Source organism: bacterium SCSIO 12827 (assembly GCA_024397995.1).
Classification (GTDB): Bacteria; Pseudomonadota; Alphaproteobacteria; order Rhodospirillales; family Casp-alpha2; genus UBA1479.
Map to the genome: position 1 here is coordinate 3,622,249 of CP073746.1, position 21,507 is coordinate 3,643,755.

The 21,507-nt window shown below is 65.5% G+C and carries 20 protein-coding genes and 1 tRNA gene; 7 read left to right on the plus strand and 14 right to left on the minus strand.

Annotation, left to right across the window (positions count from 1 at the left end; all coding sequences use genetic code 11):
• Positions 1–58 precede the first annotated feature (58 nt).
• Together KFF05_16990 and KFF05_16995 are read left to right on the plus strand one after the other, a co-directional pair.
• Positions 59–538 carry a low molecular weight phosphotyrosine protein phosphatase gene (locus KFF05_16990; protein UTW51569.1) on the plus strand — a complete coding sequence of 160 codons (480 nt, stop codon included), beginning with the start codon at positions 59–61 and terminating at the stop codon, positions 536–538.
• A 91-nt stretch (positions 539–629) separates the two neighbouring features.
• Positions 630–1,283, plus strand: a complete 654-nt coding sequence (locus KFF05_16995) for an HAD family hydrolase (GenBank protein ID UTW51570.1) — start codon at positions 630–632, stop codon at positions 1,281–1,283.
• On the opposite strand, the gene thpR is transcribed toward KFF05_16995, so the two are convergent.
• From thpR to KFF05_17010, 3 genes are all read right to left on the minus strand, one after another.
• Positions 1,280–1,882 carry an RNA 2',3'-cyclic phosphodiesterase gene (gene thpR / locus KFF05_17000; GenBank protein UTW51571.1) on the minus strand — a complete coding sequence of 201 codons (603 nt, stop codon included), beginning with the start codon at positions 1,880–1,882 and terminating at the stop codon, positions 1,280–1,282. The two genes, KFF05_16995 and thpR, sit on opposite strands and share 4 nt — an antisense overlap.
• A gap of 243 nt (positions 1,883–2,125) precedes the next feature.
• On the minus strand, positions 2,126–3,241 hold the full coding sequence (locus KFF05_17005) for an FIST C-terminal domain-containing protein (GenBank protein UTW51572.1): 1,116 nt from the start codon (positions 3,239–3,241) through the stop codon (positions 2,126–2,128).
• On the minus strand, positions 3,238–3,933 hold the full coding sequence (locus KFF05_17010) for an arylesterase (GenBank protein ID UTW51573.1): 696 nt from the start codon (positions 3,931–3,933) through the stop codon (positions 3,238–3,240). Before KFF05_17010 ends, KFF05_17005 begins: the two co-directional genes overlap by 4 nt.
• On the opposite strand from KFF05_17010, the gene KFF05_17015 reads away from it, so the two are divergent.
• From KFF05_17015 to KFF05_17025, 3 genes are all read left to right on the plus strand, one after another.
• Complete coding sequence (locus KFF05_17015) at positions 3,932–4,663, plus strand: ATP-binding cassette domain-containing protein (GenBank protein ID UTW51574.1); 732 nt, start codon at positions 3,932–3,934, stop codon at positions 4,661–4,663. The genes KFF05_17010 and KFF05_17015 overlap by 2 nt on opposite strands.
• 4 nt (positions 4,664–4,667) lie before the next feature.
• Complete coding sequence (locus KFF05_17020) at positions 4,668–7,205, plus strand: FtsX-like permease family protein (protein UTW51575.1); 2,538 nt, start codon at positions 4,668–4,670, stop codon at positions 7,203–7,205.
• Between the two features lie 175 nt (positions 7,206–7,380).
• Positions 7,381–8,115, plus strand: a complete 735-nt coding sequence (locus KFF05_17025) for a Bax inhibitor-1/YccA family protein (GenBank protein ID UTW51576.1) — start codon at positions 7,381–7,383, stop codon at positions 8,113–8,115.
• 103 nt (positions 8,116–8,218) lie between these two features.
• Here KFF05_17025 and KFF05_17030 read toward each other — a convergent pair whose 3' ends face one another.
• The 3 genes from KFF05_17030 to KFF05_17040 form a co-directional block, all read right to left on the minus strand.
• Positions 8,219–9,196 (minus strand): D-glycerate dehydrogenase, encoded by a 978-nt coding sequence (locus KFF05_17030; GenBank protein UTW51577.1) that lies wholly within the window; start codon positions 9,194–9,196, stop codon positions 8,219–8,221.
• Between the two features lie 43 nt (positions 9,197–9,239).
• Positions 9,240–9,980, minus strand: a complete 741-nt coding sequence (locus KFF05_17035) for an SDR family oxidoreductase (protein UTW51578.1) — start codon at positions 9,978–9,980, stop codon at positions 9,240–9,242.
• Positions 9,981–10,185: 205 nt separating this feature from the next.
• A complete protein-coding gene (locus KFF05_17040) occupies positions 10,186–10,845 on the minus strand; it encodes a J domain-containing protein (GenBank protein ID UTW51579.1) in 660 nt (219 codons plus the stop codon).
• 681 nt (positions 10,846–11,526) lie between these two features.
• Here KFF05_17040 and KFF05_17045 point away from each other — a divergent pair.
• Together KFF05_17045 and KFF05_17050 are read left to right on the plus strand one after the other, a co-directional pair.
• Positions 11,527–12,267, plus strand: coding sequence for a hypothetical protein (locus KFF05_17045; GenBank protein UTW51580.1), 741 nt, complete (start codon positions 11,527–11,529; stop codon positions 12,265–12,267).
• A 141-nt stretch (positions 12,268–12,408) separates the two neighbouring features.
• A complete protein-coding gene (locus KFF05_17050; protein UTW51581.1) occupies positions 12,409–12,615 on the plus strand; it encodes a hypothetical protein in 207 nt (68 codons plus the stop codon).
• Between the two features lie 219 nt (positions 12,616–12,834).
• Here the strand turns inward: KFF05_17050 and KFF05_17055 are convergent, their stop codons facing one another.
• The 8 genes from KFF05_17055 to hemC form a co-directional block, all read right to left on the minus strand.
• Positions 12,835–14,013: a hypothetical protein gene (locus KFF05_17055; GenBank protein UTW51582.1), complete on the minus strand. Its 1,179-nt coding sequence runs from the start codon at positions 14,011–14,013 to the stop codon at positions 12,835–12,837.
• Between the two features lie 79 nt (positions 14,014–14,092).
• A complete protein-coding gene (locus KFF05_17060; protein ID UTW51583.1) occupies positions 14,093–15,928 on the minus strand; it encodes a carbamoyltransferase in 1,836 nt (611 codons plus the stop codon).
• Between the two features lie 175 nt (positions 15,929–16,103).
• Entirely contained in the window at positions 16,104–16,550 is a 447-nt protein-coding gene (locus KFF05_17065) for a hypothetical protein (GenBank protein ID UTW51584.1), read from the minus strand.
• Between the two features lie 151 nt (positions 16,551–16,701).
• Positions 16,702–16,777, minus strand: a tRNA-Thr gene (locus KFF05_17070).
• Between the two features lie 95 nt (positions 16,778–16,872).
• Positions 16,873–18,270, minus strand: a complete 1,398-nt coding sequence (locus tag KFF05_17075) for a heme biosynthesis protein HemY (GenBank protein ID UTW51585.1) — start codon at positions 18,268–18,270, stop codon at positions 16,873–16,875.
• A 14-nt stretch (positions 18,271–18,284) separates the two neighbouring features.
• Positions 18,285–19,622, minus strand: a complete 1,338-nt coding sequence (locus KFF05_17080) for a hypothetical protein (protein ID UTW51586.1) — start codon at positions 19,620–19,622, stop codon at positions 18,285–18,287.
• Positions 19,623–19,773: 151 nt separating this feature from the next.
• Positions 19,774–20,427 (minus strand): uroporphyrinogen-III synthase, encoded by a 654-nt coding sequence (locus tag KFF05_17085; GenBank protein UTW53770.1) that lies wholly within the window; start codon positions 20,425–20,427, stop codon positions 19,774–19,776.
• Positions 20,428–20,496: 69 nt separating this feature from the next.
• Positions 20,497–21,438: a hydroxymethylbilane synthase gene (hemC, locus tag KFF05_17090; GenBank protein ID UTW53771.1), complete on the minus strand. Its 942-nt coding sequence runs from the start codon at positions 21,436–21,438 to the stop codon at positions 20,497–20,499.
• Between the last annotated feature and the right edge of the window lie 69 nt (positions 21,439–21,507).

Consider the following 21,507-nt stretch of genomic DNA (forward strand, 5'->3'; position numbering starts at 1 on the left):
GCGCTAAGCTGCGCCGTCTGATTTCACCGCCGCACTATTTAAGAGAGAGGGCCGCACCTTGGTCAACGTTCTGTTCGTCTGCCTTGGTAACATCTGCCGCTCGCCCACGGCCGAGGGCGTGTTCCGCGACCTGATTCGCCGCGAAGGCCTGGACGCCGACATCAAGACCGATTCCGCCGGCACCAGCGATTGGCATATCGGCGAACCGCCGGACCGCCGAGCCCAGGAAGCCGCCAAACGCCGGGGCGTCGATCTGTCGGACCTGCGTTGCCGCCAAGCCCGGACCGAGGATTTCGAGGATTTCGACTACGTGCTCGCCATGGATCGGCGCAACCATGCGGCCCTGTCCGTGCTGGCACCCCAGGGACGGGGGGACCGCCTGCACATGTTCCTGTCGTTCGCCCCTCAGCTTGGCCTGACGGAAGTGCCCGATCCCTACTACGGCGCCGGCGACGGGTTCGAACAGGTGCTGGATATGATCGAGGACGCGTCCCGGGGCCTGCTCGACCACATCCGCGCAACCAATCTGGCGCGCTGACCCGAAACCCGGGCGCGTTGCATCCTTTCTTTACAAGCGATGGCCGCAGCCCGTACACCTGCGGCCCCTTGATCCCTTCGGTGAGTAATCCATGCTTTTGATATTCGACTGCGACGGCGTGCTGGTGGACAGCGAGATGATCGCATCGCGCGTGCTGGCCGGCCAGCTGTCGGCCCTGGGTTATCCCATCACCGCCAAGCAGTGCCGTGAACGCTTCACCGGCAAATGGATGACCGATGTCGTCAACCTGGTGCGCGGCGAAGGCGTCGAGGTGCCTGACGATTTCATCGAGACCCTGAAGGTCAAGGACCGGGAAGCCTTCCAGCGCGAATTGAAACCCATGCCGGGGGTTTTGGAGATGGTGCGGGGGCTCTCCCATGAGCGCTGCGTCGCCTCGTCGGGCCCGATCGTGAAGATCGAGACGACCCTGGGTGTCACCGGCCTGCTGCCGTTCTTCAAGCCGCATTTGTTCTCTGCCGGCATGGTCAAACGGGGCAAGCCGGCGCCGGACCTGTTCCTTCACGCCGCCAATGCCATGGGCCGGGCGCCGGAAGACTGCCTGGTGATCGAGGATTCCACCGCCGGGGTGACCGGGGCCCGGCGCGCGGGCATGCGGGTCCTGGGCTTCGCAGGTGCCTCCCATGCCAGGGAGGTCGCGAATTACGGGGAAACCCTGATGGCCGCCGGGGCCGAGATCGTGTTCGACGACATGACGCGCCTGCCCGATCTGATCAAGGGCGCCTAGGCCTCGTTGTCGGCGTAGTCGGCGGCCAGATCCTCGAAATCGCCGTAGTCGGCGTAATCGAAGGTGCGCAGCGGATAGCGGCAGAGCGGCGTGTAATGCGCCCCTTCGCCGCCCAACGTACTTTCGAACAGCACGAATCGTTCCACCGTGAAGGGTCGGGTCGTGAACCCGGCGTGGTCTTCGAGGAACCGCTGCGCGGCAAGCTCCGGCGTGCCCTTGAGCCGCGCCAGGGTGACATGAGGTTTGAACTTGCGCTGTTCCTCGGCGAAGCCTGTGCGGACCGCCGCGCGCTCCACCTTGTCATGAAGATGGACAAGCGCGCCTGAGGATTCGAGCCCGGCCCAGATCGCCCGAAGCCGCCCGCGCGAGGCGAAACTGCCGACCCCGTGGAACGCCAGATCGAAGGCCGGCACGTCGATGTCGGCCAGGGCGTCGTCCAGGTCGGCCGCCTGATGGCGGTCGGCCTCGCCGATGAAACGCAGGGTGATGTGGAAATTTTCAGGGGGAACCCAGCGCGCCCCGTTGATGCCGGCGCGCAGCAGGCCAAGGGTGAGACGAAGGTCTTCGGGCAGGTCCAATCCGACGAAAAGGCGCATCACGCGGCCTCCCTGGCTGTTGGCTTCCCGGAACAGACGACACCGTTCCCTTGCCTTCGCTTCTATGGCGTCGGTTTGGGGATGTCCAGACGTATGCATCAAGGTGCCAAGGAAGCCGCCCGGACGACGCCGCTTTCCAGGCCCCGAGGGTCGAAAGCAAATGCGGCACCATCATGGCGCGGTTGGGCGGCGGTGGAAAAAAACCGGGGGCGAAATGGTCCCGATTCGCGGGATCGGCGGCGGGTCCTAGAGAAACAGCGCCAGCACGCCCGTATAACCGTAGAGCCGAGCGTTGGAAATCTCGCCGTTACCGTAGAAGCCGACCAGGGGGATGTCGCCCAGACGTTCGACGATCAGGGCCATTTCCTTGCCGGGTGCTCCGAACATGCCGGGGCCGCGCGCGACGCAGGAAAAATACAGCCCGCCCCGGGGCGGGGACGGCAGGCGCGCCTTCAGGCCGTTGACCATGTCGGCCAAATCCTGTTCGGCGGAGATCGGGTCGCGGCGCACGAACATGACGCGGTCGCCGGTCTCGACCGCACCGCCGACGGCGACCCAGCCGCGGTCCACGTCGATGCCGAGAAGCGAGCGCACCAGATAATCCCGGGTGTCGGACCCCGGCACGGGGAAGGCCGCATGAATATATCCCGCGACCCGTTCCAGATTGCGCGCCAGAAGTTCACCGATGTCAGCCTTCATGACGTCCAATGCCCGCTTGCCGTCGATCGACATGATGATGTTGTCTTCGGCCTCGGTCACTTGGCGCGGCTCGCCCACGGGTGTGCAGCCCTGACTGAGCCCCGTCGCGACCTGGACCTGCGGCCCGAACAGCGCACCCGAGACTCCGCCCTTGGCGATCGTGCCCGCGATCTGCGGACCGCTGCCGCGCGACGCCGTCAGCCCGCCGACCAGGAATGACGACAGGCCGCTCGCGGTTTCTTCCAAAAGCTCGGGCAGGTGATGGTTGTAGGGATCGCCGTGAACTACGCCGAAGGGCGCGGCGCCATCGTCGACCCAGCCGCGCAGCCCCGCCGGCATGTCGCCGAGCCCGCTGCGCAGGACCGGAAACACCCGGAACGAATCCGCGGGAAAGGCGCCCAGCAGCACCGCCGCCGCCGGCGCGTCATGATATTCCTGGGCGCCTGCGCAGATGCCCATGCCGACGGTGCCGACCCAGTCCTCGACGCCCGAAGTCTGACGCAGGAAGGTGAGAATCGACGTCAGGTCGTCGGCCAGCGCGTCGGTGACATAGAGAAAGCCCAGATTGGCGCCCTCGGGGATGGGGTCAAGCTGTCGGGCACAGTCGCGTGCGACCTCGGCCCAGTCCGATCCCCCCGCATGGGCATGTTTGAAGCCACTCACGACGCCCCCGCTTTCGTCTTCGCCCACGCCAGCAGGTCCAGCACATAGGGCAGGATACGGTCGACGACGGCCCGCACGCCTTTGGGGTTGGGATGAATGCCGTCGTCCTGGTTCAGTTCCGGTTTGGTCGCAACACCGGCCAGGAAGAACGGATAGAACAACACGTCGTTCTTTTCCGCGAGGCGCGGAAAGACCGCGTTGAAATCATCCGCGTAGTCGCGGCCCAGGTTGGGCGGCGCCAGCATACCGGTCAGCAGCACGGGCAGGCCGGCCGTGCGGATGTCGGCAATGATGGCGTCCAGATTGTCGAAGGTCGCCTTGGGGTCAAGGCCGCGTAGGCCGTCGTTGGCGCCCAGTTCGACGATCACCGCGTCGGGCTTGTCGCCCAGCGCCCAGCCGATGCGCGCCCGCCCACCCGCCGTGGTGTCGCCGGACACGCCCGCGTTCAGGACCACGACATCGCGCCCGGCATCCTTCAACGCCGCCTGCAGCTGCGCCGTGAATCCGTCTTCAGCCTTCAGCCCATAACCCGCGGTCAGGCTGTCGCCCAGCACGAGCAGACGCAGCGGCGGGGCCGCGCCCGCGGCCGGGGAAAACCACATCAACGCCAACAGAAAGACAGCCGCCGCGTTGACATTCGCGGCCTTACGCACATATCCCATGATAGACAAACGGCGGCGGAACGATTGCATGGATGCTCATCCGAATGGAAAGACCGGCCCGGCGACGCCCGCGGTACGGACGCGCGACCTGCGCCTTACCCTGGAGAGCGAAGCCGGTGAGGTCAATATCCTTAAAGGCATCGATCTGACCGTCGGGGCGGGCGAAACCCTGGGCATTGTCGGCCCCTCCGGGTCGGGCAAGACGTCGCTGCTGATGGTTCTGGGCGGCCTGGAACAGGCGACAGGCGGCGCGGTCGCCGTCGCCGGCCATGACCTGACGGCCCTGGACGAAGACGGCCTGGCCCGGTTCCGCCGCGACAACCTGGGCATCGTGTTCCAGGATTTCCATCTGATCCCGACCATGACGGCGCTGGAAAACGTCGCCGTGGCATTGGAATTCGCCGGGCGAAGCGACGCCTTCGACCGCGCGGCGGAGGAACTTTCCGCCGTCGGCCTGGGCCATCGCACCAGCCACTATCCGGGTCAGCTGTCGGGCGGCGAACAGCAGCGCGTGGCGCTCGCCCGCGCCTTCGCCGGCGCACCCAAGCTTCTGTTGGCGGACGAGCCGACGGGCAATCTGGACGAACACACCAGCGACCAGATCATCGACCTACTGTTCGGCATGCACGAACGCCTGGGCACCACCTTGCTGCTGGTCACCCATCAAAAATCCCTGGCCGAACGCTGCGGGCGCATGCTGACCATCCGCGACGGCCTGGTCGCGGACGACCAGACCGCCCTGCGCCTGGCGGGGGACTGACCCCATGGGCATCGCCCTTGCCTGGCGTCTGGCCTGGCGTGACCTCAAGGGCGGGCCCGGCGGGGTGTTGCGCGGGCTCGGCATTTTCCTCGCCTGTCTGGTGTTGGGCGTGACGGCGATCGCCGCCGTGAATTCCCTGTCCCGGTCCTTCGTCGCCGGGCTGGACCGCGACGGCACGAAACTGCTGGGTGGCGACGTCGACCTGCGCCTGACCCACCGCGCCGCCGACGCGGCGCAGCTTGCCTATCTCGACGCCCATACCCGGGCGCGCGCCGACACGGTGGAAATGCGCACCATGGCCCGGCCGCTCGACCCTCAGGCCCGGCGTTCCCTCGCCGAACTGAAGGCGGTGGACGGCGCCTATCCACTCGCCGGTAAACTTGTCACGGAGCCCGCCCTGCCGCTCAGCGACATTCTGGCAAACCGGAACGGCGCCTGGGGGGCCGCCGTTGACGGCAACCTGCTGGCCCGCCTGGGGGCCAAGGTCGGCGACCGGGTGCGCGTGGGCGAGGCAGAGTTTGAGATCCGCGCCGTCATCAAGAAAGAGCCCGACCGCGTCGCCAGCGTGTTTTCCTTCGGCCCCCGCTTCATGGTGTCCCTGGACGCCCTGCCCGCCACGGGGCTGGTGCAACCGGGCAGCCAGATCCGCTATCACCACCGGGTGATGCTGCCGCAGGGGACCACCGTCCCCGCCTTCATCGAAGGTTTGAGCGAACAATTCCCCGACGCCGGCTGGCGCATCCGCGCGGCGGACGAGGCCGCCCCCGGCGTTCGCCGCTTCGTCGAACGCCTGACCCTGTTCATGGGCTTCGTCGGGCTGACGGTCCTTTTGGTCGGCGGCATCGGCATCACCAACGCCGTCGCCGGATACCTGGACCAGCGGGCGACAACCATCGCGACCCTGAAATGCCTGGGGGCGCCCGGGCGGCTGATCTTCACGATCTACCTGATCCAGGTGCTGATCCTGGCCGCGGGGGGCGTGGCGCTGGGTCTTGTCCTGGGCGCCGTCCTGCCCTGGCTGGGGGTGACTGCTTTCGGCGGGCTGCTGCCGGTGGCGCCTGAACCCGGCATCTTCCCCGCCGCCCTGGCCACGGCGGCGGCCTTCGGCATGTTATCCGCCGTGACCTTCGCCCTTTGGCCGCTGGCCCGTGCACGGGAAGTCCGGGCGGGTGATCTGTTCCGCGACCGCGTCGCCCCCGCCGGCCGCCGCCCCAGGGCTGTCTATCTTATGCTGATGGCGCTGGGCGTGGCCGCCCTCGCGGCACTGACCGTCGCCACGGCGGCGGACCGCGGGTTCGCCTATTGGTTCGTCGGCGGGGCCATTCTTTTCCTGGCCGTGTTGCGCGCCGCCGCCTGGGCCGTCGGACGTGCCGCCCGGGCGTACAAGCACCCGCCGGGGGCGCGACTGCGTTTGGTCATCGCCAACCTGGGGCGGCCCGACAGCATGGTGCCCAGTGTCGTCACTTCTTTGGGCCTGGGCCTGGCCGTGCTGGTCGCCGTCGCCCTGATCGACGCCAACATGACCCGTCAAGTCAGCGAACGCTTGCCGGAAGAGGCCCCGGCCTTCTTCTTTTTGGATATTCAGCCGGATCAGGTCGCCGAATTCGACGCCGCCGTGATGGGCGTCAAGGGAGCCGCCCATCTGCAACGCGTCCCCTCCTTGCGTGGGCGCATCACCCATATCAACGGCACGCCCGTGGACGAAATCGAGATCGCCCCCGACAGCCAATGGGCAATCCGGGGCGACCGCGCCCTGACCTATGCCGCCGTGCGGCCGGAGGCCAGCGAGATCACCGCCGGTGAGTGGTGGCCCCAGGATTATGCCGGGCCGCCGCTGATTTCGCTCGACGCCAATCTGGCCAAGGGCTTCGGCATCGGATTGGGCGATACCCTCAGCCTCAACATCCTGGGCCGGCCGGTCACGGCCACCGTCGCCAGCCTGCGCCGCATCGACTGGCGGTCGCTGCGTTTCGATTTCGCCATCATCTTTGCGCCCGGCACCCTGGAAGGGGCCCCCCACAGCCATATCGCCGCCGTCGAAGCCCCGCCATCCGCCGAGGACGCCATCGAGCGCACGGTCGCCGACAAGTTCCTCAACGTGTCCGCCATCCGCGTGCGCGAAGCCCTGGAAGCCGCCGCGCGCATCATGGAAGGCGTCAGTTGGGCCGTGCGGGGGGTCGCCGCCATCACCATCGCGGCGGGGGCCCTGGTCCTGGCCGGGACCATCGCCGCCGGTCATCGGCGCCGGGTCTATGACGCCGTGGTGTTCAAGGTGTTGGGCGCCGGGCGCGGCCGGGTGTTGGGCGGCTATCTTTTGGAATACGGCGCCCTCGGTCTGCTGACGGCGGTCATCGGGGCGGCCGTGGGCACGGCGGCAGCCTGGGGCATCGTCGTCCACCTGATGAAAAGCGACTGGGCCTTCGATCTGCCCGCTGCCGCCGTGACGGCGGCGTTCTGCCTGGCGGTGACCCTGGTCATGGGGCTGTTCGGGACCTGGCGGGCCATGGGCCAGAAGGCCATGCCCCACCTGCGCAACCAGTGACGGAAACGTCGGCGCCGAAATCGTACGTAAAACCTATGTGACGCCCCCGGTAACAGTTGAATTTCCGGGATTCGCTGCCATATTAGGAACAGGGAAATTCACAGGTTTCACCGGGCAGGGCCGCAATGTCACAAGGACGGCCACCCGATTAGGGAAGTGTAAAAGGAGAACATCAATGGCTATGGGTCAGAACGATAGGTTCCGGCTGCAGACTGCGCGCATGGACCATGCGCAGGCCGCTGCCGCCGGCATCGACGTCGGCCTGCGCAGCTACATGCTGCGCGTCTACAACTACATGTGCATCGGCTTGGCGCTCACGGGTGCGGTGGCCTTCGCCGCCTCGACCTCGGGCGAGTTGATGAACGCGATTCACGGCACGGCGCTGCGCTGGGTTGTCATGCTGGCGCCGCTTGGCTTCGTATTCTACCTGTCCGCGCGCATCCACAGCATGAAGGCCGCGACGGCGCAGACCGTGTTCTGGGTCTACGCCGGGCTGATGGGCTTGTCGCTCAGCTACATCTTCCTGGCCTTCACCGGCGAAAGCATCGTCCGAGTGTTCTTCATCACCTCGGCCGCGTTCGCAGGCCTGTCGCTCTACGGCTATACGACCAAGAAGGACCTGTCCGGTTTCGGCACCTTCCTGGTCATGGGCGTGATCGGCATCCTGATCGCCTCGGTCGTCAACATCTTCTTAGAATCCTCCGCGCTGCACTTCGCGATCTCGGCCCTCGGCGTACTGATCTTCGCCGGTTTGACCGCTTACGATACGCAGCGGATCAAGGCGATCTACGCCGAAGGCGATCATTCGGAAACGCACGAAAAGAAGGCCATCATGGGCGCTTTGACGCTCTACCTGGACTTCATCAACATGTTCATCTTCATGTTGCAGTTCTTCGGCAACCGCGAATAGCCGAACCGCGTTCCCCTTCGGGGGAATCGAAAACCGCCCGGCGGCGCCAAGCCCCCGGGCGGTTTTTTTCATGCGCCGTTGCTAACCAATCAGGGCGAACCGATCAGGCCAGCCGGTCGACCGGCTCCTCGCCCCGGAAGAAGGCGTCCAGGTTGTCCAGCGCGCGGAAGCCCATGGCGTTGCGCGTTTCCACCGTCGCACTGCCGATATGCGGCAGGATGAACGCGTTCTTGGTGGTAAAGTAGCGCTTGTCCACGTCGGGTTCGCCCGCGAATACGTCGAGCCCGGCGGCCGCGATACGCCCGGATTCCAGTGCCGGAATAAGCGCGTCGTCGTCGATGATGTCACCCCTGGCCGTATTCACGATGATCGCCCCCTCGGGCATCAGGGCGATGCCGTCGGTGTTGATCAGATGACGCGTTTCCGGCGTCGATTCGCAATGGATCGACAGGAACTGCGAGACCTTCAACAGCGACTGCGGCGTGTCGTGATAGACCGCGCCTTGTTCCAGGTCCGGCGCCAGGCGGGATCGGTTGTGATAATGGATCGTCATGCCCATGGCCCGCGCCCGGGCCGCCGCCGCGCGGCCGATGCGGCCCATGCCGAGAATCCCCAGGACCTTGCCTTGGGCGCCGGTGCCGAGGAACTGAGTCGGCCGCCAGCCGCCGATGTTCAGCCAGTTGTCGCCGGAAATCATCTCAAACGCTTCGCGCGCCCGGCGCGACGCCGCCAGCAGCAGCAGGATGGTGATGTCGGCCACGGCCTCGGTCAGCACATCCGGCGTGTTGGTGACGACCAGGCCCCGCGCCTTGGCGGCGTCGAGGTCGATATGCTCATAGCCCACGGAAAAGGTCGCCAGCATGCGCACGTTCGCCGGCAGGCCCTGGATGACCTCGGCCGGATATTTGGTGCGCGCGGACGTCAGGATCGCATCGACGTCGCCCGCCCGGGCGATCACGTCGGCCCCCGACCAATTGGCGTCCTCGGAATTGACGATGCAGTCATAGTCACGGGCAGCGCGGTCCATTACGTCTTGCGGGAAGATGCGGGCGACCAGAAGGCGCGGCTTGTTGTTGGGCATGGATGGATACTCCCCCTGTTGTGATTATGGTGGCGGCGGATGCCTAAATGCAGCGCCCGCCGTCGACCTCTAGGCACACGCCGGTCAGGAACTCGGCCTCGTCCGAGGCCAGGAACAGGGCCGCGTTGGCGACATCCCGGGGCGTCGACATGCGGCCGAGCGGAATGGTGGTATTGAACTGGGCGCGCAGGTCCGGGCTATCGCCGCCCATGAAATCGGCGGTCAGGCCCGTCGCCCCCAGTACGGGGTTGATCGCACAGACGCGGATCTTGTCCGCCGCCAGTTCCCCGGCCATGGACTTGGTCAGGGTGATGACCGCCCCCTTGGATCCGTTGTACCAGGTCAGGCCCGGGCGCGGGCGCACGCCGGCGGTCGAGGCCGTATTCAGGATCACGCCGCCGCCCTGTGTCCGCATCTGCGGGACGGCATGGACGGCCGCCAGATAGATGCTCTTCACATTGACGGCGTAAATTCGGTCGAAATCGGCCTCGCTGACGCTCAGCATGGGGCCCCGCTTCTGCGCGATGCCCGCGTTATTGACCAGGATGTCGAGGCGGCCGTGCCAGCTGACGGTGGCGTCGACCATGGCCTTGACCTGGTCGCTGTTCGAAACATCGCATTGGAAGGAGCGAGCCTGAATGTCCTTGGCCACCCGCTCGGCCGCCGTGCCGTCAATGTCGGCGACGACGACCCGTGCCCCTTCTTCGGCGAAGCGGTGGGCGATGCCTTCACCAAAGCCTGACCCGGCGCCGGTCACCAGCGCCACCTTATCTTTTAGTCGCATGATCTTATCCTGAATGTCGTTGGTCCGCCGCTGCCGAACGGCAGGGCGGCGCGTCTCGTCCTTGGCCGGCATGAGGCCATAACGGCCGGACCGCCTCAAGAAAAAATGGCTCGCAGGGCGTCGGATTCAGGCCAGGAGAACAGCGGTTTTCATTCCGCTAGCGCACCGGTTATGCTCCCAGCCCTCTCGGCAGCCGGAACTGCGGTCAGGCCGCGCCGCGCTTCAGGATGTCCATGGCGCTGTTGAGCTGGCTCATGCGCCGATGGTCGCCGTGGGGACTGTCCGGATGATGAATGGTCGCCAGCATGCGGAACCGTGCGCGCAACGTCTCGCCGTCGGGGGTGCGGCCCGGCGGGAAGCCGAGGACGTAAAGGGCGTCCTCGCGCGAGCGCACACCGTCGTTCAAGGGGTCGAAGGAAAGCACCGAAACGATGGTGCGCAGACGGACGATCTCTTCGGGGTCGACGACCTCCCGTCCGGTCGTTTCCGGCGGCTCTTGCGGGGCGTCCTCGGAATGCAGCAACACCCGAGTTTCCCCGTGATCCAAGGCCAGGGCGATGGCCAGGGCGCGGCGCATGAATTCAACCTCGAAGCCGGGCGCCATCCGTACCTGCAGGCGCGGCTTGCGCCGCCATGGACGGCCCTTGGCCGTGCCGGATTTGAGAATGACCGTTTCGCGGTCGTCCTGATCCGGCTCGCCCGGATCGGGGAAATCCCGGATCACGCCTTCCGGAACGACCAGCAGCACCGAGCGCGCCAGATCGCCCACGTTGACACGCCGCCGGGCGGCCAAGTCCATCACCGCGTCGCGGAACGCGGAGGCACATGGAATGGTATAGGAATGTTTTTTAATGTCCTGGGTCATTGCCTTGCCCCATACCTGTTCGCTGCCGACGTCACCCCTCCGGCCTGCCGTCCCGCCCCGAACCGGGATCCCCGCGAACGTCGGATGGCCGTCCGGCCGGTCCGGTCCATACCCGTGATGCAATGAATTTACCCGCTCGCCGGCACCATGCAACTGCTATCGTTGTTAAGCGGGGGCCAGACAGCCGAAACACCGGCGGCAGAGGTCTTGAACATCAACGGGCCTTCTCCCGAATCCAAGGTTATTGTTGAGGTAAATTGGTTAATGTTTTGATAATTCAGGACTTCACATCCATATGGACAGGCGGGCATTGACCCGGCCCGAAGGAAGCCGGCTGGACCTCGGCGGCTCGAAACCAGCCCCGTGAAGGACAAAATCGTTCCGCAACAGTGGCGGAATCGCACTTTCGCAACTACTTGCGCAGTATTGCGGTCCGATTCGCGGACCGGACGTTGATTTTGTTAACCATTAAAATTCAATTAGTTAGGCGGTTTCGCTGAGATTCCGTCACGCTCCAAAGCATCGCCGCAGTTGGCTGCCGCCCTCCCGCTTGCTAGACTGAGCACCGACTTGACGTCCAGGATGGCCCGAGGAACGGGCCGTTCCGCGCATTCCGGACCGCGCACAGAACGGACCGCGGCCGCCAGAACGAACCGCCCCACTGAGGAACGGTTCCCGGGAATGTCCATGGCCACGGACATCAACGCCGCCATCGCCACGCAATTGAACCTGTCGAGCGGGCTTGCCGTCAGCCGTGCCCGCAGTGCCCTTTCCTTCGAACGAACCGCGGCGGCGACACCGTCCCGCGCCACCCCCGATTCCCTTGGCCTGTCCCTTGATCCGCGGCAAGGCATCACCCTGCGTGCGGCCGACGCCGCCACCGCCCTCGGCCGCGCCACGACGGCGGGCGGGCAGATCGTCAATCATCTGCGCGCCCTGGAAGAGCAATTGTCCACCGCCATCAACGGCGGGCTGATATCGCCCCGCACCGCCCTTCGCCTTGACGAAACGCGGGTGTCACGGCTGAACATCACCACCGCCGCCGGGCGCGCGCTGGGTGCCATCGACCGCCTTGTCGCGCGCGCCGAAACGGGTGGCGTTAACCTGATTTCCAGCCGCCAGGGCCGGGTAACCATCCAGACCACGGAATTCGGCGGCCGCATCACCGTGCGCGCCCAACCGCTCGACAGCACAGGCCTGGACCTTGCCGGGATCAGCGCCCTGACCCAGGATGAGGCGGTGGCGGCCCGCACCCGCGTGCGCGTCGCCCTACGCACGGCGGAAAGCCGGCTGTCGAGCCTGGCCGCTCTGGGCGACACGCTTGAGTTCCGCGGCGGCACCGCTCAGTCCTTTATCCAGATCGGCAATGAAGGATTGTTCGAAAGCGCGGTGCGCGGGCGATTGGTCAATCTTCGCGCCTAAACACCGCCGTTCATCAGGCAAGTCTTTTTTTCGCCCTTCGGGCCGATTTTTAGTTTGAAAAGCAGGTGACCGCCGCGTTACGTAGTGCGACTAAGTGCTCTCCCCCTGTCACCCCATAGAAGACCAAGAAACCGAAGAAGAATGAAGAAGCGTCGCATCGACCTTGGCGCCCGTTTCGTGAAGGTGGACGAACCCCGCATGGTCTGGGTCGTCGCCGCCAACGGCAGCGAACGCACGCCTGTTCCTCATTACGTTCTGGTTCGCGAAGATTCCCAAAACCGCCGCCGTACCTTGTCCGAGGCCGTGCTGCTGGATCGCAACTTCTATCGTCAGCTCCAAGAACACTGACGCGCCCGGCGCACCCGCGCTCAGACCACTGCCAGCCCTTTAAATTATTTTTTTTGAATGTGACTTTGGTCACTGAATCAGACCGATCTGCCCGCTAGGGTATGGTCATTGTCGAGGTATCCCTCTCCCCTCCCTCCCCGGATGCCTCGGCAGCCTCCCTGTTAAAACTCGCCGGCCCGCTCCTCGCGGGCCGGTTTTCTTTTCCGTGTAGGGGGGGGCTTATCCGGAAAGTGTCGCGCAGGCACCGACGGGTGCATTGTCCCCGATGCTGTCCGACAGCACAGCGCCGAGCACTTCCTGCCCATGACGGTTCAGGTGCTTCCAATCGCGCGGGCCGTGGATCGCCCGAACCCGCGCCGCAGCGTGAAGCGCCACGCGGGTATCGAGAAACCCAACGCCGGCACGGCCCGCGATGTCACGCAGGCGCCGGCACAACGCATCACTGCGGGCCGCAACGGCCGCCGCAGGCCAGCGGGCTGGGCCTTTGTGGTAAGTCTGAATGACGACATGATCCGACGCCGGCTCGTAAACCGTCAGCGGGGACGGCAGATATACAGTGACGATGTCTGAATCCGGAAACAGCGCACGCAGGCGGACGAGCGCCCGTTCCGAAATCAACAAGGCGCCATCTGTTTCGGTCGGAGAAAGTTCAAGGCTTGGAGATTGCATCGGCCCGCTTACCGGTTCGGCGCGACCGTCGATGCGGATAGCATTTGAAGATTGTGAAGATGAGGGCGCCGTCACGGGGCGGTCCTGGGTCGCGGCCTGCAGTTCGGCCTCCGCCACATCGCTGCGCGACGAAAGCCCGTGACGCAGGATATTGCGGGCGAACTTTAGAGCGAAAAGATTGTAGAGCACCGTCACATTGTCCCGTTGACGGGCACCGGCGAACGTTTCGAGATAGGTATCGACGGCCGCGGCATTCGTCAGGAAGTCATTCGGAATAGCACCTCCGAAATGAAATGCCGCGCGGCGCAGATTGTCGTCGAGATCGTTGCCTTCGTAGAAATAGGCGAACACGGTCTTCGGCCGCTCGACCCCGTAGCGCCAACTCAGGTCCAGCCAAGTCATGTATTCTTCCGGACGCATGACCCAGGCGCCGGCACTGCCGGCCCCCGGCAACCCGAAATTGAGCACATCGCGTCCGGTCTTTTCGTGGATGACATGCGCCGCCTGAAACGGTGGGTTGCCCCCCTTGTCGACGGACAGAAACCAATCGCCATTCCCCTTGGCATAGGAGTCCCCGACAAGCAGCACCCATTCCCCTTTCGGCCGCAACCCGGATTTCGAGCTCTGGGCCAAGGGCTCCAACTCACCCAGGAACGCATGCAGGCGCATGGGCAGGTTAGGAACCGCCATCGGGAAAATCACCGATTCGATCCCGCCCCAGGCAACCACCAAGGACAGCAGGAGAAGTCCGAAATTCTGCAGCGCCGATTTCACGTTGGGTTTTCCGCCGACGGTACGCCGGCGCCCTTCAATCCAGTTCAAACGCGTCCTTGTAGTCCGTGATCGGCGCGACGACCTGTTCGGATTTCCGCACCATGCAATTGCCGATCACAAGAAGCTCAAGTTCCGTGCCCATCAAGCATCGGAAAGCATCCTCCGGCGTGCATACGATCGGCTCCCCGCGGATATTGAAGCTGGTATTGACCAGTACGGGACATCCTGTCACCCGATCAAATTCCGTCAACAAGGCGTGAAACCGGGGATTTGTATCCTGGGCGACCGTGTGGAGCCGGGCGGAAAAATCCACATGCGTCACCGCCGGGACCGGCGACCGCGCGATATTCAACTGATCGGCACCCCAAACGTTATGATCGGTCTCACTCGGCGCCTTCCGAAGATCCTCGCGCAACCAATCAACGAACAGCATGTAGGATGACGCCCCCCCTCCTTCGAACCAGTCTCCCGCCCGGTCCTCAAGGACAGACGGGGCGAAGGGACGGAAACTCTCCCGATACTTCACTTTCAGATTCAGCTTTCGCTGCGCATCCGCCGGGCGTGGATCGGATAATATGGAGCGCGCGCCAAGTGCCCTTGGCCCGAACTCCATCCGGCCTTGGAACCACCCCACTGCGGCACCCTCGGCCAAGGCCTTGGCGGTTTCCGTGATGACCTTCTCGTCGGACAGAACCTGAAACCTGGCGTCCTGTGCCGCTAATCTTCGTTCGATTTCGTCCTGGGCGTATTCCGGCCCCAGATAGGCACCGGCCATGTCGTCGCCGGCGGCGGCCCTTGTCCGCGGTTGCTTCAGATACATGTGGTGGCCGGCCAATGCCGCACCCAGGGCGCCACCAGCGTCACCGGCGGCAGGCTGAATCCAGATATCGCGAAAAATGCCTTCGCGCCGCACTTTGCCGTTGGCGACGCAGTTAAGCGCAACACCACCGGCAAGACACAGATTCGAAATTCCCGTCTCAGCCGCTAGTGATCGTGCAAGGCGCAAGACCACTTCTTCGGTAACGGCCTGAATGGAAGCGGCGATATCCATGTCACGCTTTTCCAGGGGGGCTCCGGCTTGCCGGGGCGGCCCACCGAACAGGGCATCAAAGTCCCCATTGGTCATGGTCAGGCCGGTACAGTAATTGAAATAGGATAGGTTCAACCGGAACGATCCGTCCGCCTTCAGGTCAATCAGATTGTCGAGAATCGTATCCACATAGACAGGTTCGCCATACGGCGCCAAGCCCATGACCTTGTACTCACCAGAGTTGACCTTGAACCCCAGATAATAGGTAAACGCGGAGTACAGAAGCCCCAGCGAATGGGGGAAATGGATTTCCCGGTCGATGAGAATGTCGCTGCCCCGACCGATTGCCGCCGAGGTCGTGCTCCATTCGCCGACACCGTCCATGGTGAGAATGACCGACTCGTCGAACGGCGACGGATAAAAGGCCGATGCCGCGTGACTGAGATGATGTTCCGAGAACAACAACTTGTTCTGCCCATCGAAGTCCCCGAACGCCGCCTTCAGACGCTTTTGCAGAAGGTCTTTGAGAAACAGCTTTTCCCGCAACCAGATCGGCATCGCGCGACGGAACGACGCAAAACCGCGGGGAGCGAAGGCGACGTACGTCTCAAGTAGACGTTCGAACTTCAGGAAGGGCTTGTCGTAGAATACGACCGCCTCGACGTCAGAAAGCGATATCCCCGCTTGATCAAGGCAAAATCCGATGGCCTGCTGAGGAAATCCCGGGTCGTGCTTTTTCCGGGTGAACCGTTCTTCCTGCGCCGCAGAGACAACCTTACCGTCCCTGACCAGCGCCGCAGCGCTGTCGTGATAAAATGCGGAAATTCCCAGAACATACATTCGCCGCGCCGCCGTCCGTCAGAACAGCGTGTAAATAAAGGGCGCAATCGCTGAGCCGTGGGACAGGACGATTAGGCCGCCGAACAAAGCCAGCATCGCGAATACGGGAAGAAGCCAGAATTTCTTGCGTACGCGCAGAAACCGCCAAAGTTCAGCAACAAAAGCCATGGCCTACCTAAAACTGGTCTTTCAATGTGGTCGGTGCCGGGCCCGGTGGATCACGGCGGATCCAGTAGCTTTCAGCGCTTGGGTCTAGCGTCCGCGCCATCGAGTCTTTTCCGGCCATCCGCCGGATCACGCCTGTCGGCGTGACCACGGTCAACCAGACCAGACCCATTACGAGAGGACTGACAACACTATTGAGACAATGCCCCACCGCCTGCCAAGCCTTGTTTGGGCCCCGCAGCAGGTGCGGATATAAAAGCGCGATGACGAATAATGCAACGGAGGCAACGCCCGACAGGTAAGCCCCCTCTGTCGCCCAAGCGACGGTGGCGAACAGGATCAGCCACAGGGCAACCAGCGCGAACACCACGGTAAACACAAAGCCAAAGGCTCGGTCAGAGCTTGCCGGAACCTGGTCCGATAATTCCAATCGTTCGTGCAAATTGGTTTTCACCACAAAACCTACCCTGCTCGTGGTCTTATTGGGCGCGTAGAATCACCACGTGCCCGGAGATTACAGCAAGGGTCTTCTCAAAGCCAACCTCAACGGCACGCACAATCGCCCGCGTGGTTGCACCAATGCCCGGATGGACTGTGATGATGGGAAATGGTGCCGCCTGGGTGACTCGAACACCCGACCCCCGCATTACGAATGCGATGCTCTACCAACTGAGCTAAGGCGGCGACGCGGCCCTAAGGCGCGTTTCCAGGCGGAAACTCTATCAGGCGGGCCTGCAAGTCAAGTTCAAACACGCAGCCCGGGGTCAGGGCTGCGGCGTTCAGGCGCCGCCGGCGTCATCCGGTGCCGGCAGGCGGGCCGTACCGCCGTCGGGAATCGCCCCCACACGCCCGTCCGGAGCGTCGACATGGAGCCCCGCATGCGGCGGCGTGCGCCAGGAATAACCGTCGAACTGTCCGCAGTTGGAACAGGTCACGGACCATTCCGGAGCCGCGTTACCGCAACTGGCGCAGACCCAGGCGTTGTCCGGGCCCGCCGTCGCGGCGCGCAGCAACCAATCGCGGGCCCGCGCGGGGTTTTCGCCTTCACCCTCCTCGACCGCCGCCAAGAGGCGCAGCGCGCGGCCCACATAGCCGTCGTGACCCGTCCCCGTGACCACCAGATCCAGATGTTTGCGCGCTTCGCCCCACAGCGCCGCATCGGCGGCCGCCTGGGCCAGAGCAAGGTGACTTTCAGGATGATCCGGGTTGGCCCGGGCCAGTTTTTCCATGGCCTTGACCGCGGCCAGCGCATCATCGGCCCGCCGCGCGTTCAGATATTCGCGGGCAAGGTCCGGAGGGGGGGCGGTGATCCAGGCTTTTTCGATCAAGCCGGCGGCCCGCCGATCCTTGCCGTCGATCACCAGCAGGTGAGCCAGACGCACCGACGCCGGCACCAGGTCCGGCGCCAGATCATGAGCTTGGCGCAGGTGCTTGAATGCGGCGGCCGGATCGCCGTTGGCCTGGGCCAGACGCGCCTGTTCAAAGGCCAGCACGCCCTTGCGCCGCTCGGCCGTGGCGCGGTCGACCAGCTTGCGGCGGCCGAGTTCGTCATTGGTTACGCTGGCATCGAGCCACAAGCCCGACTGGGCCTGCAGGTCAAACAGGGTCCCTGCCACCCATTCGCTGGCCGGGCGCAGACGGTAGGCGCGGCGCGCAAGATCGAGCGCGCGGTCACGGTCGCCTTTATTGAGCGCCTGCGACAATAGGCCGCGCAAGCCGAGGAATTCCGTTTCCGGCCGTTCCGACATGGCCTTGAAGAAGCCTTCAGCGGCCTTAACGTCGCCGTCGAGCTGCGCCGCCTGGGCCGACAGCAGCATGGTCAGCGGCGGTTCGTTGAGCAGCACCTCCGCCCGCTTGGAATGTTTGCGGGCCTCCCCCGGGTCGCCGGCGGCGACGGCGACCATGCCGCGGGTCAGGGCCTCGTAGCCGCGCCGACGGCGACGTTCGCGCCAGGCAGCGGCAATGGCGCCCGGCGTGCGGCGCAGGAAAATCCAGCCCCGATAGATCACCGCCGACGCCCCCATCAGCAACGCCACGACGGCGGTCAACAGGGCGGCCGAGGTTTCGACCTGATAGCCCCGCCATTCGGCCCGGATCGTGCCGGGATTGTCGGTCAGCCACAGAACCGCGGCGATCAGGACCGCGAGGACGGCGAGGAAGCGGAGGGCGCGGAGCATGTTTTCGTTCCCGTTCAGCCGCCGGCCTTGGCCGGGGCGATCAGAGACAGGGCATGGACGTGCAGATTGGCGACAGCCTTCTCCGCCGCCAGGCGCGCCTCGGCAGACCGCAGCCGGGGGGCAACGACCTCGGCCGGCTTGCCCTTCAGCAGCGTGAGTGCTTCAACCGCCGAGCGCAGATCGCCCGCCGACAGCAGAGCATCGACCCGCGACACCAGGGCGTCGATGGAATCGTCGGGCGCGGTATTGCCGACGCGCCGGATGGTGACCAGGGACGCCAGCCGGGCCGCCGCCTCGGCGAACCAGCCGTCACCTTCCGCCGCATCGGCCGCGTTGACGATGGGGCCGGCCAAGGTCGCGAAGCGGGTGCGCAGCACGGCCAGGGTCGAGACGCCAAGATCTGCATGGGGGGTCAGGGACCCCAGGATCTGGGTAAGCGCCGGACGGCCGTCGGCAAGCACCTTGAGAGCGTCCAGGTCATCGGTAAACGGCCGGCCTTCCCGCACGGCGTCGCGCAGCTGCGCCGTGGCCAGGACGATGGCACGGGCCGCCGCACCGTCAAAATCGGCGGCCTTACCGTCGGTTTCCTGTTCCAGGCGCTTCAGGCGCTCGGCCATGGCGTCGCGCGCCGCCGCGACTTTCGGGTCCGGCCCGACGTCGGGGGCCGCCCCTTGGCCCGCGCCGATCTTGGCCTTTTCGATTTCCTCGATCCGGGCGGCCAGGGCACCGACCTGCCCACCGCCATGCTCAAGCTCGGCCAAGCGGTCGGACAGCACCTTGAGGGATTCCGCCGCTGCTGCCGTGCTGGCCGGGGCTTCGGCCGCCTTGACCAGATTGCGGGCCTCGGCCACGGCCTGTTCGACCTCGGTCAGGCGCGTCATCAGGGTCTTCAACTCACTCTGAAACCGGGCGCGTTCCTGTTCCAACTGATGCAGGGTGCCGGTCTTTTCCTGTTCCAAGGCCTGAACGCGGCCGGCCAGTTCGTTGATCACGGGGGGCCCGGCATCGGCCGTCGCCAGATGGGGAAACACCTTGACCAGATAGGGCGACCACTGGGGCCAGGTAAACGCCGCCGTGCCGACACAGACGCCGATGGCCAGGGTCAACCAGGCCAGGGCGCGCGCCGCACTTGCCGTGCGCGCCGGCGGCGGGATGAAGGCCGCCGGGGCCTCGGCCTTGGTGGAGGATTTCGGCTTTTCCGCCGCCGGAGCGGCCTTTTCTTCGGGCGCCTCAGCCTGGGGCGCCGGGGCGTCCTGGGTATCCTTCGGCGACGCGGCCGATGACGATGCCTGGGAGCGGCTCTTGGCCGGGGTGCGTTTGGCGCTGGCGCGTTTGCGCGGCGGGGTGGTCATGGTCCGATGGCTCCCATCTGGTCTGCGTCGCTTTGAGATTCGGGCCCGCCGCCGATCCTGTTGGAACCGGTCCTGTCGGGCCGGCGGTCGTTGTCGTCCAAGGTACGTTGAGGGACCGCCCGGCGCAAGGCGCGACGCCCGACACCGGGCCCTATTCTGAGGCCCATTCGACGACCGCATCCATCAGGGACGGTTCCGTCGGCCGCGCGGCCACCACGACCCGGCGCCATCCCGCACCGGCCCGCCCGGCCACATTGGCGCTGAGGCAGAAAGCGGTCAGGTTCTCGACGAACCCATCCAGCCCGGCGGCCAGAACCAGATCGCGGAACAGGGCCGCCGTGCGCGGCGAATAGAGCAGAACCCCCGCCGCGCCGTCGGCGAGAACCGCCTGGGCCGCCTGGGGCAGCGCCGCCACGGGCCGTGCGTCATAAAGCACGCTGCGCCGGTAGGTATATCCGGCCTGGGCCAGCATCCCCGCCAGATCGCCCGCGACCTTGCTGCCCGCGACATGCAGCAGGGCGCCGTCCCCGGGGCGCAAACGTTCCGCCGCCAGACGCGCCAGGTCATCGACATCGCCGCCGGCACTTTCCACGTCCGCGAATCCCAAATCCCGGGCCGCCCGCGCCGTGGCATCGCCGACGGCCAGCACGGGCAGAGGGATATTCGACCCCGCCTGACGCGCAGCAAGGGCGCGCGCCCCGTTGGCGCTGGTCACCAAAAGCGCCTGCACCCCTGCCAGATCAAGGGGGGGGCCGGGCAGGAAATGAACCGCCATCAGGGGCATGATGAGCGCCTCGTGCCCCATATCCCGAAGCCGTGCCGCCGTCGCCGCGGCATCCCGTTCCGGTCTCGTAACCAGAATTCGGGCCACGGCTCAGTTCCCGCCGCCGGGACCGGGATCATCGAGAAATCCAGGGCCGGCCATGGCTTTCAACTGCTCGCCCAGGTCGCGGCCAAGGCGATAGGCATCCCCGGTCCGGCCGCTGCGCCGGGCGCGGTGCAGCGCGCTGCCGTCACCGCGGGCGACCAGGCCGTCGAGGGTCATTTCGCTGCCGTCATCCGACAGCACGGCCAGGCCGCCGATGGGCGTGCGGCAGGATCCGTCGAGGGCTTCGAGCATGGCGCGTTCCGCCGTGACCCGGGCCAGGGTCGGAGCATGATTAATGGCCGCCAATAAATCCAGCACCCGATCGTCACCCGCGCGGCAGGTGATGGCGACCGCCCCCTGGGCGACGGCGGGCAACATATCTTCGGGCGCAATCGCCTGGGTCACGACCTCGGCCCGGCCCAGGCGGTTGAGCCCGGCGCAGGCAAGCAGGGTCGCGTCCGCCTGACCGTCGGCCAGCTTGCCGAGGCGCGTCTGCACGTTGCCACGGAAGGTCACGCATTTAAGGTCAGGGCGCCAGTGCAGCAGCTGCGCCTGCCGGCGCACGGAAGCGGTGCCGATCACCGCCCCCTGGGGCAGATCGGACAAGGATTGATGCGAATTCGAAATGAAGGCGTCGCGGGGGTCTTCCCGTTCCAGCACGGCGGCGATGACGATGCCGTCGGGCATCCAGGTTTCCAGGTCCTTCATGGAATGGACGGCCAGATCGACGCGATTGTCCAACAGCGCCCGGTCGATTTCCTTGGAAAACAGGCCCTTGCCGCCGATATCGGCCAAGGGCCGGTCGAGCACCAGGTCGCCCGTTGTCTTGAGGTCGACGATCGAGGTCGCCCCCAGCGGCGTCGGCTTGCCGTGGGCAGCCTCAATCAAGTCGCGGGCCGCATGGGCCTGGGCCAGCGCCAGGGGGCTGGCGCGGGTGCCGATGCGCAGGAATTTCGGGTCGGTCGGGTCGATGGGATCGGTCACGGGCAAAAAAGCCTTTTGGTTGTGCGGCGGGCG

What these genes read in the sequence shown, in the direction of transcription:
- KFF05_17050 (UTW51581.1), top strand. Translation starts at nt 12,409, where the DNA reads ATGAAGAAGCGTCGCATCGACCTTGGCGCCCGTTTCGTGAAGGTGGAC.
- KFF05_17075 (UTW51585.1), bottom strand. Translation starts at nt 18,270, where the DNA reads ATGCTCCGCGCCCTCCGCTTCCTCGCCGTCCTCGCGGTCCTGATCGCC.
- KFF05_17045 (UTW51580.1), top strand. Translation starts at nt 11,527, where the DNA reads ATGTCCATGGCCACGGACATCAACGCCGCCATCGCCACGCAATTGAAC.
- KFF05_17015 (UTW51574.1), top strand. Translation starts at nt 3,932, where the DNA reads ATGGATGCTCATCCGAATGGAAAGACCGGCCCGGCGACGCCCGCGGTA.
- KFF05_17010 (UTW51573.1), bottom strand. Translation starts at nt 3,933, where the DNA reads ATGCAATCGTTCCGCCGCCGTTTGTCTATCATGGGATATGTGCGTAAG.
- KFF05_17025 (UTW51576.1), top strand. Translation starts at nt 7,381, where the DNA reads ATGGCTATGGGTCAGAACGATAGGTTCCGGCTGCAGACTGCGCGCATG.
- KFF05_17040 (UTW51579.1), bottom strand. Translation starts at nt 10,845, where the DNA reads ATGACCCAGGACATTAAAAAACATTCCTATACCATTCCATGTGCCTCC.
- KFF05_17030 (UTW51577.1), bottom strand. Translation starts at nt 9,196, where the DNA reads ATGCCCAACAACAAGCCGCGCCTTCTGGTCGCCCGCATCTTCCCGCAA.
- KFF05_17020 (UTW51575.1), top strand. Translation starts at nt 4,668, where the DNA reads ATGGGCATCGCCCTTGCCTGGCGTCTGGCCTGGCGTGACCTCAAGGGC.
- KFF05_17080 (UTW51586.1), bottom strand. Translation starts at nt 19,622, where the DNA reads ATGACCACCCCGCCGCGCAAACGCGCCAGCGCCAAACGCACCCCGGCC.
- KFF05_16995 (UTW51570.1), top strand. Translation starts at nt 630, where the DNA reads ATGCTTTTGATATTCGACTGCGACGGCGTGCTGGTGGACAGCGAGATG.
- KFF05_17085 (UTW53770.1), bottom strand. Translation starts at nt 20,427, where the DNA reads ATGGGGCACGAGGCGCTCATCATGCCCCTGATGGCGGTTCATTTCCTG.
- KFF05_17060 (UTW51583.1), bottom strand. Translation starts at nt 15,928, where the DNA reads ATGTATGTTCTGGGAATTTCCGCATTTTATCACGACAGCGCTGCGGCG.
- KFF05_17035 (UTW51578.1), bottom strand. Translation starts at nt 9,980, where the DNA reads ATGCGACTAAAAGATAAGGTGGCGCTGGTGACCGGCGCCGGGTCAGGC.